Origin of the sequence: Spirosoma radiotolerans (assembly GCF_000974425.1) — a bacterium.
Classification (GTDB): Bacteria; Bacteroidota; Bacteroidia; order Cytophagales; family Spirosomataceae; genus Spirosoma; species Spirosoma radiotolerans.
In genome coordinates, this window is sequence record NZ_CP010429.1 from 3235693 (window position 1) to 3248362 (window position 12670).

Sequence of the window (12670 nt, forward strand, 5' to 3'; positions counted from 1 at the left end):
AGACGACCAATTTGGTCGTCTTTCTTAGTTTATAGCAATTTCCCTATTCTTTGCAGAATTTCATCGCCCGTCGTTTCGCCGGACACAACGACGTTTGCCTGACTGTAAATAGGAAATCGAGTGATATAGCGTTGCCTTAAGTTCGCCAGCAATTCGGGGTCGCTCGGGCTGTGGAGCGGGCGATCATCCTGGGCATGCACCAACATTCGTTTTGCCAGAATCTCCACCGGGACATCCAAAAACACGGAGATACCGGTGGCGTTGATATAAGCCATGTTCTCATGAAAGCAAGGCATACCCCCACCCGTTGACACAACCAGACTACCACCCGGTTTGATTGTTCGTAACACCCGCTGTTCGGCTTCCCGAAAGTAATCTTCTCCCGAGTCAGCAAAAATCTCAGCAATGGACCTTCCCTCCTCCCTGATGATGAGTTTGTCGGTGTCTATAAAGCGATAATGCAGGGCATCGGCTATTCGTTTACCCAGTGTACTCTTGCCAGAGGATGGCATGCCAATCAGGAAGATGTTTTTCATGTATTGAAGAGTGAAAGAGCAAAAGAGCGAATGAGTGGTACTATCAACAGCAGTCCACTCATTCACTCTTTCGCTCTTTCACTCATTTTACTTTTTCCAGTACCTCAGCCGCATTCGGCGTCGAATTAAAGTGCCATTTACCCCGTACGGTACCATTGCTTAGCAACCAGGTACCTGGGTTCGAGCGCATGATCGTTTTCAGAACAGTAGCATCGGCTTTATAATAGGGCACACTTTCCAACTGAAACTCCTTGCGAAAGGCCTTGATTTCGTCGTCGCTGGTCGACGTCAGAATATAAGGTTTTACCATTGAGCCCTGCAGGCCTTCTACCAGTGCGCGAATAGCGGGCAAGCTACCGGCATCGATATCCTTGATATTTTTCACAATGATAAAGAGCTTATTACCAGCAAACGTTTCCTGCGTAAAGTCACCCTCATCATTCCAGATGCGGTAATCGGTTATCTTGGGTTTGGCATTCGGGTTCACCAAAACCATTTCTTTAAAAGTATAGCTCTGGTCGGTCGGGTACTGTTCGAACTCCGTTGTTTTGCCGCCTTTCTCCATCAAGTACTTGTAGCGCAACGGCTCTGATGGTTTCATCTGGGCTGGAATGCTCTTGCCAACGGCATACGGCAACATGTCGATAGGCGGTAAAAACTGAACCGCATAGATACCGAGTCCTATTGTGAATACAATCGTCAACCCGACCAGCCAGCCCGTGTTGCGGGAACGAAGGCGGTTTCGGTGACCAATGATAAACAGAATTAACACCATCAGAACAATGTCTTTCCCAAAGGATGTCCAGGGTTTGAGTTTGATGGCATCGCCAAAACAACCACAGTCGGTCACGCGGTCGAAGTAAGCCGAATAAAACGTCAGGAACGTAAAGAACGTAATCAGGAAAAACAACAGCCAGACCGTGACTTTGGGTTTATAAGACGCCAGCAGGGCCACACCCAGAATAATTTCGGCGGCACAAAACAGCACCGACATCGCCAGTGTGAAGGGTACCAGCGCCATGAAGAAGTCGTGCATGAAGGGTAAATCCTGCGCGAAAACTTCGAAATACTCTTCAAACTTGATCTGTGTGCCAACAGGATCATTGAGTTTGATCAGGCCCGAAAAAATGAATATGATACCGACCAGAATTCGGGCGATACGGGCGGCAATCAACATGGGTGGTGTGCCGGTCTTAACTTTAGGTTGCGATGTTGTTGGGTTCATGAAGGTAACGCGGACGTCATGCCCGTCGGGTGTCATTTTTGTTGGCCGGACAGAATGTCCGCGTCACTGAGTTTAATCAAACAGAAAACGGCGTAGTTGATCATATCCATATAGTTGGCCTCTACGCCTTCCGAAACTAATGTCGTTCCCTGATTATCCTCAATCTGCTTCGTTCGAAGGAGCTTCATGAGAATGATATCCGTCATAGAACTGACCCGCATATCACGCCAGGCTTCACCGTAATCATGATTTTTGGCAAACAGCAGATCAATAACCCGGCCAATTTCAGCATCATATAGCTTTTCAAGTTCACTGGTTGGAATGTCATTGCCAACCACCGTATTACCAGTCAACTGAATCTGAATCAGCGCCATCACACAGTAATTGATGATACCCACAAACTCAGGTTCGATCCCCTCTCCGACTAGGCTAACGCCCGTTTCCTGCAAGGTTCGAATGCGTTGCGCTTTAATGAAAATCTGATCGGTTATACTGGGCAGGCGCAGAATTCGCCAGGCGGTGCCATAGTCCTGGTTCTTTTTCAAAAATAAATCTTTGCAGCGTTGGATAACCTGCCGATATTCGGATTCGGTATTTTGCACGGTTTTCAGTTTACAGTATTCGGTTTACCGTCGTTTGCAGGTTCGTTACAGTGCACCTAAAACCGTAAACCAAAATCCTATTTTATGCCGAAAGTTACGAAAAAAACGCTGAACTGCCGGGGGCGCCTTGTCGATTTGACCCAGCCCGCCGTCATGGGAATCCTGAACATAACCCCCGATTCTTTCTTTGCCGATAGCCGTGTGTCACTCAACAATACCGTTGCTACAGCCGAACGGATGCTACAGGACGGGGCCACGTTTCTGGATATAGGCGGCTATTCGACCCGGCCCGGTGCAGCAGAGGTCAGCCCTTCTGAAGAGGCCGATCGCGTATTACCCATCATTGAGGCTATCCTGGCGGCTTTCCCCACAGCCCTGATCTCGATTGACACCTTCAGAGCGTCGGTGGCCCGGCAGGCGGTAGCCTTGGGGGCGGTTCTGGTCAACGACATTGCGGGGGGTACGTTGGACCCTGCCATGTTTGGCACTGTTGCTGAATTAGGCGTTCCTTATATACTGATGCACACACGCGGCACACCCCAAACGATGCAGTCGATGGCGACCTATACGAATGTAACCACCGAAATCATAGACGAATTGGCCATTCGCCTAACCGAACTCCGATCTTTAGGGCACAAGGATATAATTCTGGACCCCGGATTTGGCTTTGCCAAGACACCCACTCAAAATTTTGAACTCCTGCACTATCTGGACGATTTCAAGGTATTCGATGAACCAATCCTGGTAGGTCTCTCGCGCAAAACAACCATCTGGAAAACCTTGAAAATCAAAGCCGAAGATGCCTTAAATGGCACGACCGTTTTAAACACGGTGGCTCTCCTGAAAGGGGCCTCTATTCTACGCGTCCATGATGTCCGGGAGGCCGTAGAAGCCGTAAAACTCACTCAGCGATTAACTTTTTTTTAACATTCGCTTGCGCTTACAAAATCAAAACCTTACTTTTGCATTCCCAAACGACGAACAGCTGGTTTGTCGAACAGGAAAATGATCTGGTAGCTCAGCTGGTAGAGCAATACACTTTTAATGTATGGGTCCTGGGTTCGAATCCCAGCCGGATCACCAAAAAATTAAAGCCACTCAGTTGAGTGGCTTTTTTTATGTCGTTCAATCTATTTACCGGCCATTTTTAATAGCTTATGCTAACCATTGCCTATACTTGCTTACCTTCAATTACTCGGCACAGCGCTTCTTTGCTTACTTGATGGGTTGGTACATGAGACAGTATTGCCACTGGGCAAAGGCGAGCAAGGCAGGTATCCAGCCGATAGAACAAGGTTCTTTAAGGTTAACAAGTCAGCCTGCACAGTCAAATCGTACGTAAAGTTTATTGGATGACTAGTAACCTATGAAAATAGTTATTGACATTTAGCGCGATTCATTTCACAGGAGAGTTGGCCATAATTGATATATTCCAAGAACAATTATAACCGAATTCATAATTAAGACCGTCTACTATTAAATTCCGGCAAAAGCGATTTTTGCCAAATTTTTTTAGTAGTATATTGCATGACTTTGTCACAAACGCCCGTCAGCCCGGCTACCATCTTCTGATTTAATTTATAGCCTGGGCTACCTTTTAATTTAGCTTTTCTCAATAATCGTCTCTGTTTTTTACGATTTTGGCAATCAAGATCTAGAAACAGCGACCTTACCCAACACTGTTACGACCATGTCTGATCAGGTTGACCAAACGGCGGGACTCTACCGCCCCGAGTTTGAACATGATAACTGCGGTATCGGCTTTGTGGCCCATATCAAAGGCCGCAAGTCTCACAAAATTGTAGCGGATGCCCTCCAGATGCTTCGGCGTATGGAGCACCGGGGTGCCGTTGGTTCCGAGCCAAATTCTGGCGACGGTGCCGGGCTGCTTATCCAGATTCCGCACGAATTTTTTATTGATGAAACCCGCAAGCTCGGCGTTCACTTACCACCCGCCCTCGAGTATGGCGTGGGGATGGTGTATTTTCCGAAAGACGTCTGGCTCCGTGAGGAATGCCGGGCAGTGCTGAACCGGAAAATGAAAATGCTTGGTCTGGAGCTTCTTTGCTACCGGATTGTGCCGGTTAATAACAGTGACCTTGGCAACGGGTCCCGTTCGGCTGAACCGCAAATGGAGCAGGTATTTATCAAACGCCCGGCCGATGTTACCAACGCTGAAGACTTTGAGCGTAAACTGTACATTCTGCGTAATTACAGTACCCGCATCATTAATGAAACCATTGCCGGTGTAGATACATTTTACTTTTCGTCACTTTCGTGCCGCACAATTACCTATAAAGGTCAGTTAACGACCCTTCAGCTGGAACCCTACTTCCCGGACCTTCAGAATGAAGAGGTTGTTTCGGCGCTTGGCGTTGTCCATTCGCGCTTTTCGACCAATACGTTTCCATCGTGGAAACTAGCCCAGCCATTCCGGTACATTGCTCACAACGGTGAGATCAATACCGTGCGCGGCAACGTAAACTGGATGAAAGCCGCTGAAGGTCTCCTTGAGTCGGCCAAGTTTACGAAAGACGAAATGGACATGCTGCTGCCCATTTGCGATCAGCGTCAGTCCGACTCGGCAAACCTCGATAATGCCATTGAACTGCTTGTCATGAGCGGACGGTCGTTGCCGCACGTGATGATGATGCTTGTTCCCGAAGCCTGGGATGGCAACGATCACATGGACCCCGTCCGGAAGGCGTTCTATGAATTTCACGCAGCACTGATTGAGCCCTGGGATGGTCCGGCGTCAATTTCTTTCACGGATGGCCGCATTGTTGGAGCCACCCTCGACCGGAATGGCCTACGCCCATCGCGTTTCTGGGTGACCAACGACGATACTGTTATTATGGCCTCCGAGGTTGGGGTGCTCGATATTGATCCCGCCAAAGTGGTCTCTAAAGGTCGTCTGCAACCCGGCAAAATGTTCCTGGTCGATATGGAACAGGGGCGGATTGTATCCGACGAAGAGATTAAAGAAGAAATATCGTCCCGCAAGCCCTATCAGGCATGGCTGGACGACAACAAAGTGCGGATTCAGGATCTGGAATCGCCCATTCGGACGTACAGTAACTACGATCCCGCAAAATTACTGCGGATGCAGCAGGCGTTCGGCTTCACATCTGAAGACCTGCGGATGATTCTGGCGCCGATGGTGGAAACAGGGAAAGAAGCGCTTGGCTCTATGGGTACCGATGTGCCGCTGGCGGTGCTATCGGAACAGAGCCAGCACATGAGCCACTATTTCAAACAGTTGTTCGCTCAAGTGACTAATCCACCGATTGACTCCATCCGCGAGCGGTCGATTATGTCGTTGATTTCGTTCGTTGGGGCAACGTATAACCTTCTGAGCGAGTCGCCCAAGCATTGCCGTCAGGTGGAGCTGGATCAACCCGTATTGACGACGAAGGAGTTTGATAAACTTCGGTTCATTGATAAACCTAACTTCCAGGCTAAAACCATCAACTGTTTATTTACAGCCGATGGGCAGGGAAAATCGTTAGAACGCGCTCTTGATCGTATTTGCCGGTATGCTGAAGATGCAATTCAGGACGGGTATTCGATTCTGGTGCTATCCGACCGGGCTATCGACTCCAGCCACGCCCCGATTCCGTCGCTGCTGTCGACGTCTGCAATTCACCACTACCTCATTCGTCAGGGATTACGGGGTAAGGTAGGTATTGTCGTTGAAGCGGGCGATGTTTGGGAAACACACCATGTGGCCACCCTTATCGGGTATGGCGCGTCGGGAGTGAATCCGTACATGGCGTTTGAAACCATCGCCAATATGAAGGAGAAAGGGTTGCTACAGGTGGATTATGACCTGGATAAACTCTACAAGAATTACATCAAGGCCGTAAACGGCGAGCTACTCAAGATCTTCTCGAAGATGGGTATCTCTACCCTGCAATCATACCAGGGCGCGATGATTTTTGAGTGCCTCGGGTTGAACGAAGATGTCGTTAGCCGCTACTTTACGGGTACAGTATCGCGCATCGGCGGCATGGGTCTGGACGAAATTGCCCGCGAGATTCTAGTCCGTCACTGCGTGGCGTTCCCAGATATGCCGGTGTCGGCACCCCGACTGGAAGTAGGCGGTATTTATCAGTGGAAACAGCGGGGCGAAAAGCACATTTTCAACCCGGACACTATCCACCTGCTTCAGCAATCGACGCAAAAGAACGATTACGCGATTTTCAAGAAATACTCCAAGCTGATTGACGATCAGTCGCAGAAAGCAATCACGCTGCGTGGTCTGCTGAAGTTTAAGAAGGGGGCCTCCGTTCCTCTGGAGGAAGTTGAGCCTATCGAAAGCATTTTCAAACGCTTCGCCACGGGAGCCATGTCCTTCGGTTCTATTTCATGGGAAGCGCACACCACCCTGGCCATTGCCATGAACCGCATCGGGGGCAAAAGCAATTCGGGCGAGGGTGGCGAAGACGAGCTACGGTATACGCCCCTGGCCAATGGTGACAGCATGAATTCGGGTATTAAGCAGGTTGCCTCGGGGCGCTTTGGCGTAACGAGTTACTACCTGACCAATGCGCGTGAGTTGCAGATTAAGATGGCGCAGGGCGCCAAACCCGGCGAAGGTGGTCAGTTACCTGGGTTTAAAGTCGATGACTGGATCGGCCGGACTCGCCACTCCACACCTGGTGTTGGCTTGATTTCGCCCCCTCCTCACCACGATATTTATTCGATTGAGGATTTGGCACAGCTTATTTCCGACCTCAAAAATGCCAACCGGGCTGCCCGTATTAGTGTCAAACTGGTGTCGGAAGCAGGCGTTGGTACCATTGCGGCTGGGGTGGCCAAAGCTCACGCCGATCACATCCTGATCTCGGGTCACGATGGCGGTACGGGAGCCTCTCCCCTGTCGTCGATCCGCCACGCGGGTCTGCCGTGGGAACTGGGTCTGGCCGAAGCACACCAGACACTGGTTCGGAACAAGCTGCGTGGCCGTGTAACGGTGCAGGCTGATGGACAAATGCGCACTGGCCGTGATCTGGCGATTGCAGCCCTGCTAGGAGCCGAAGAATTTGGTGTTGCCACGGCTGCACTGGTCGCAACGGGTTGTATCATGATGCGGAAATGCCATCTGAATACCTGCCCGGTGGGTGTAGCGACGCAGAACAAAGAACTACGCGCGCTGTTTACAGGTAAGCCCGAGCACGTCGTTAATATGTTCACGTTCCTGGCTATGGAGCTGCGCGAAATTATGGCTGAGCTTGGCTTCCGCACGATCAACGAAATGGTTGGTCAGGCACAGATGCTTGAGGTTCGCGATAATCTTCCACACTGGAAATACAAAAGGGTAAACCTGAATGCTCTGCTCTACAAAGAACCGACGAACCTCGATGTAGCGCTCTACAAGCAGGAAGAACAGAATCACTATCTGGACGACGTCCTCGACCGGAAACTGATTGAGGTAGCGCAACCAGCACTGTCCTCTGCCGAATCGGTTTATGGTGAATTTACCGTACAAAATATCGACCGAAGCATTGGCACTATGTTGTCCAATGAAATCTCGAAAGTGTATGGCGGCCCTGGCCTACCCGACAGTACGATTCATATCAAACTGCGGGGAACCGCCGGTCAGAGCTTTGGTGCTTTCGCGACGGCCGGTATCAAACTGGAACTTGAAGGCGATGCCAATGACTACTTTGGGAAGGGACTTTGTGGCGCTCAGTTGATTGTCTATCCCGACCGGACTGCTCAGTTCAAACCGGAAGAGAACAGCATCGTCGGTAACGTGACATTCTACGGAGCCACCTCGGGCGAAGCTTTCATTCGGGGAATGGCGGGCGAACGGTTCTGCGTCCGTAACTCCGGTGCTAAAGTTGTGGTGGAAGGCGTGGGCGATCACGGCCTCGAATACATGACGGGTGGGCTGGCCATCATTCTGGGACAAACGGGCCGCAATTTTGCTGCTGGTATGTCGGGTGGTGTGGCCTATGTTTACGATCAGGACGGCACCTTCGCGTCGAAAGTAAATCCCGAAATGGTGAACCTGGAGCAGCTCACCGGCGAAGATCAGGGCATCATCCGCGAATACGTCGAGAAGCACTTCCAGTACACGACCAGCAATGTTGCGCTCGCTCTTCTTGAGAACTGGAACGAGCAAATCCATCGGTTTGTGAAGGTCATGCCCGGCGATTTCAGCAAAGCGCTGGCCGGACGCGGCATCTCACTGGCAGAACAGATTCGTGATAAGAACATTGTGTATCAGGATATAACGGTTGATGTGACGCAGGGGTAAGTTGAGTTCGTTACCGCAGATGGTAAGACAATTGCGGTAGAAACACGCTCGCAAAGCCAAATCAAAAAAATCAACCAGGCGAAAGCAATCCTGCATGTTCCAGAAATGGAATTACACCCTTAAAAAGGCTTTTAAAAACATTAGGACGCATTACCAGGATATGATGTTCCATCGAAAGGAACGTTAGAAACTGCCCGATACACAAGATGGGAAAACCTACCGGATTTTTAGAATTTACGCGTGAACTACCCAAAAAGCGCGACCCGCAGCAGCGGATTCATGATTATAAGGAAATTGAGGTTCCGTTTTCTGAACAGGACTCGCAGCGGCAGGCCGCGCGGTGTATGGACTGCGGTACCCCTTTCTGCCATAGCGGCTGTCCACTGGGAAATATAATTCCTGAGTTCAACGACGCGGTCTACGAACAGAACTGGGCCTATGCCTACGAGATTCTGGCTACGACCAATAACTTTCCTGAGTTTACAGGACGTATTTGCCCCGCACCCTGCGAAGCGTCGTGTGTATTAGGCATCAATAAACCACCCGTTGCCATTGAGTTCATTGAGAAATCAATTGCCGAAGTGGCCTTTGAACGTGGCTACGTGACGCCCAAACCACCCAAAGAGCGTACGGGAAAACAGATCGCCGTTGTGGGTTCCGGACCTGCCGGGCTGGCGGCTGCTTCTCAATTAAATAAAGCCGGTCATACGGTAACTGTTTTTGAACGGGCCGATCAGATTGGTGGCCTGCTACGCTACGGTATCCCTGATTTCAAACTGGAAAAATGGACCATCGACCGCCGATTGGCCGTTATGGAAGCCGAAGGCATCATGTTTAAAACCGGCGTTAACGTGGGTGTGCATCTGAAAGCCAACGACTTGCTGGATCAGTTCGATCTGATCATGCTCACCGGTGGGTCGACCGTACCGCGTGACTTACCAATTCCTGGCCGTAACCTGAAAGGTATTTACCCGGCGATGGAATTCCTGAGCCAGCAGAATAAGCGCAATGCGAACCTGCCCGTTGAAGTCGATCACCAGGGGCAGAAATATGGTGATGGCGAATTGCTGGCCACCGGCAAAAATGTTGTTGTCATTGGCGGGGGCGACACGGGGTCCGACTGTGTAGGTACGTCGAACCGGCATGGGGCAACGAGCGTGACGCAAATTGAACTGATGCCAATGCCGCCGAAAGACCGGGCAGAAAACACTCCCTGGCCCAACTGGCCAATGATGCTACGCACCAGCACCTCCCATGAGGAAGGCTGCGACCGTCACTGGTCAATCAATACGAAAGAATTTGTTGGCGATGAGCAGGGTAACCTGAAAGCGCTGCGGATTGTGGACCTGACCTGGAAGAATGAAAACGGTCGGATGCAGATGGTTGAACTACCCGGATCGGAGCGCGAAATTCCCTGCGAACTGGCTCTCCTGGCCGCGGGTTTCCTGCATCCACAACACAACGGCCTGCTCGACGATCTTGGTCTGGAATATGACGAGCGAGGCAACGTAAAAGCCACGAATTATCAATCCTTAAGCAATCCTAAAGTTTTTGCTGCGGGCGACATGCGTCGGGGTCAATCCTTGGTCGTATGGGCGATCTCGGAAGGCCGTGAAGCCGCCCGTGCCGCCGACTGCTACCTGATGGGCGAAACCAGGCTCGAAGCCAAAGCCGTTTCGATGATTGCGGTAGAGTAGTCAATAAGCCGTTTCGATTGGACTAAATCGTACGTTATTAATAATTATGAAGCCCGGTATCCTTCGATATCGGGCTTTTTTATGGGATTCAGATTGGAAAATCGTCTTGCTTCAAGCGAACGCTTAACTACCAGCTAACGGTGTTCCGAAGATGCCAACAGCCAGTTCGATCCAGATGAGAACAAGCATGAGCAGGATTACCCCACAAATGGCAATTCGGTAATTTACTCTCTTTACATTTCTAATCACTAACTCACACAACAGTCCCGTGCCAAGCAGTAAAACGCCAGCCACGATAAAATCGAAAGGGCTCCAGTTCACCTCAGGAGTGAATTGCATCGCAATTAGTGGTACAGACAATACAAGCGCTACCGTGAGCACAATGCCGATCAGTCTTTTGTTTTGAAGAAGCATAACCGTATTTCTTTATAGTAAAAAGTTCATGGAACAAATGTAATATAAAGTACTTTGTATTTCAAAGTGAATGAGTAAAAAACTTTTGGAAGCTCATTCTTCCTTAAAATTCAGCAGGAATATGTTACTCAAAATCGGCTAACCGCTGGGCTCTATAACGTCACTGGTTCTTCTTTTTCGTCGAAAAACAGGTAGTTCAATAAGTCACAGTAGGGCTTTATGATGCGGGAGCCGCGTACAATTTCATCGGCAAAACTAGGCTTGAGTACCTCTTTGTCCGTAAACCGGTGCATGAAGAACAACTCCTTCCGGCGTAGCAATGCGATTTCCGGATGGTCGGCTGGGTATCCTTTGGGGGTCGTTTTCATGACCTCTCCCGATGCCTCCGGGAAGTAGGCGTTGAATTCCTCAGCCTCAATGATCGTCTTCAGTTCCTCAACATTGTAATCTACTTCCTGCCGAAACTTGGCGAGATTGGCAGGAGTTGGCTGCCACATTCCCGCACCGAGAAACGATTGGTTGCCCGGCTGAATGTGTACGTAATAATCAATCCGACCCGAATGCCGGCCACCGGGTCCAATGGCAAACGCCAGGTTGGATTTATATGGAGCCTTATCTTTTGAAAAGCGAACGTCGCGATTAATCCGAAAAATACAGTCTTTTACAGCCGTGTTGGCCAGTGGTTCGAAGGGGCTTAATCCCGCCAGGACCCGCTCTACTACGCCACAAAGTTCGGCTTTGGCCGCATCATAACGAGGTCGGTTGGCCTGAAACCATTCCCGATTATTGTTTTGAACGAGTTCGCACATGAACTCCAGTGTAGGCGCCGTAAAGGCGGCTTTTGAAGAAGGCTTTGTTGTCATAACTAACCAAAGATAGGCAAAAACGGTATTCGGTTTACCGTTAACGGTTGGCTGACGCGTGAATTTCCAATGCATCAACCAACCGTTAACGGTAAACCGAATACTATAAACCTTCTTAGTTCAGTCCAAAAAGTTGCCGTTTAAACTGCCGGGGGCAGATGTGCTCGATGGAGCGAAAGGCATTGCTAAAGTGGGTCAGGCTATTGAAGCCCGATTCGTAGCAAGCATCACTGATCGTTTTGGTCGGATTGCTCAAAATAGCTTTCGACAGTTGAATACGCTCACTTAGAATAAATTGGGCTGGTGATACGCCCAGTTCACTCTTGAAAAGTCGGAAGAAGTGCGATTTGGACAGGCAGGCTTTATCACTCAAGTCTTCGACCGATAAGGCACGGGTGAGATTTTCCCGAATATAGGTTACGACATACGCCAAGCGATTCGTATTGATATGTTGACTTGTTTGCTGAAGCAGTCCCGTTCGAACCTGGGTTTGCGAAAGCCGGACAATCAGCTCCCGCAGGGTATTTTTGATAAAGAAGGGTTTAAATGGGTTATTTTCCCGAAAAAGCCGAATGAGTTTATCGGTGAGCGAGCTGATTTCAGGATCGTTTTGAAGGAGGTAATTTTCAACGTCCAGTTGCCATTCATTAGCCGTTTCAACCCGGGGAACCTGTTCATTGAGTTCGGCAATGGTTTCGCGGATGAACTCATCGGAAATCGTCAGGGCCAGACAACGCGTCGGCTCGTCAGTGGTTGCGTCGGGGAAGTCAATTTGCATCAGCCGATCAGATGGCAGCAACAACGACTCGCCGGGTTGGTAATTGAACGGCTCCATCTCGCGAAGGTGCATCACTTTACGTCCGCTCAGCATGCTTGTCATAACGGGGGCATTGAACCGCAACTGAATTAAGTGTGCTTGCTGAAACGTCTCATACAAATGTAATTCAGCCGAATCGTGGCTTAGCGTCAGTTTATTCTCTACCAGCGTGTCTAATCGGTTGCCCCACGCGCTAACCGCTTCGTTCTTCACTACTTTTCCTGTCTGTCTCATACCAGTAGCAAATGATA

The 12670-nt window shown here is 49.9% G+C and carries 9 protein-coding genes and 1 tRNA gene; 4 read left to right on the forward strand and 6 right to left on the reverse strand.

The features are described 5' to 3' along the window. Positions 1 to 29: 29 nt before the first annotated feature. The 3 genes from SD10_RS13130 to SD10_RS13140 all read right to left on the reverse strand — a co-directional run bounded on the left by SD10_RS13130 (position 30) and on the right by SD10_RS13140 (position 2363). The gene (locus SD10_RS13130) at positions 30 to 536 is read right to left on the reverse strand and encodes a shikimate kinase (protein WP_046574202.1); all 507 of its coding nucleotides are present in this window, start codon (positions 534 to 536) and stop codon (positions 30 to 32) included. An 82-nt stretch (positions 537 to 618) separates the two neighbouring features. Next, the gene (locus SD10_RS13135) at positions 619 to 1761 is read right to left on the reverse strand and encodes a BT_3928 family protein (RefSeq protein ID WP_046579474.1); all 1143 of its coding nucleotides are present in this window, start codon (positions 1759 to 1761) and stop codon (positions 619 to 621) included. Between the two features lie 32 nt (positions 1762 to 1793). Further along, positions 1794 to 2363 carry a DUF1599 domain-containing protein gene (locus tag SD10_RS13140; protein ID WP_082111592.1) on the reverse strand — a complete coding sequence of 190 codons (570 nt, stop codon included), beginning with the start codon at positions 2361 to 2363 and terminating at the stop codon, positions 1794 to 1796. An 84-nt stretch (positions 2364 to 2447) separates the two neighbouring features. Here SD10_RS13140 and folP point away from each other — a divergent pair, with 84 nt between their 5' ends. The 4 genes from folP (at position 2448) to SD10_RS13160 (ending at position 10325) form a co-directional block, all read left to right on the forward strand. After that, on the forward strand, positions 2448 to 3290 hold the full coding sequence (gene folP, locus SD10_RS13145) for a dihydropteroate synthase (protein ID WP_046574204.1): 843 nt from the start codon (positions 2448 to 2450) through the stop codon (positions 3288 to 3290). Between the two features lie 80 nt (positions 3291 to 3370). Beyond that, a tRNA-Lys gene (locus tag SD10_RS13150) sits at positions 3371 to 3446 on the forward strand. Between the two features lie 607 nt (positions 3447 to 4053). Beyond that, the gene (gene gltB / locus SD10_RS13155) at positions 4054 to 8628 is read left to right on the forward strand and encodes a glutamate synthase large subunit (RefSeq protein ID WP_046574205.1); all 4575 of its coding nucleotides are present in this window, start codon (positions 4054 to 4056) and stop codon (positions 8626 to 8628) included. Between the two features lie 206 nt (positions 8629 to 8834). Beyond that, on the forward strand, positions 8835 to 10325 hold the full coding sequence (locus tag SD10_RS13160; protein WP_046574206.1) for a glutamate synthase subunit beta: 1491 nt from the start codon (positions 8835 to 8837) through the stop codon (positions 10323 to 10325). Between the two features lie 123 nt (positions 10326 to 10448). On the opposite strand, the gene SD10_RS13165 is transcribed toward SD10_RS13160, so the two are convergent. From SD10_RS13165 to SD10_RS13175, 3 genes are all read right to left on the reverse strand, one after another. After that, positions 10449 to 10739, reverse strand: coding sequence for a hypothetical protein (locus SD10_RS13165; RefSeq protein ID WP_046574207.1), 291 nt, complete (start codon positions 10737 to 10739; stop codon positions 10449 to 10451). 152 nt (positions 10740 to 10891) lie between these two features. After that, positions 10892 to 11602: a DUF2461 domain-containing protein gene (locus SD10_RS13170; RefSeq protein WP_046579476.1), complete on the reverse strand. Its 711-nt coding sequence runs from the start codon at positions 11600 to 11602 to the stop codon at positions 10892 to 10894. A gap of 115 nt (positions 11603 to 11717) precedes the next feature. Continuing rightward, entirely contained in the window at positions 11718 to 12653 is a 936-nt protein-coding gene (locus SD10_RS13175; protein WP_052731178.1) for a helix-turn-helix domain-containing protein, read from the reverse strand. Positions 12654 to 12670 lie beyond the last annotated feature (17 nt).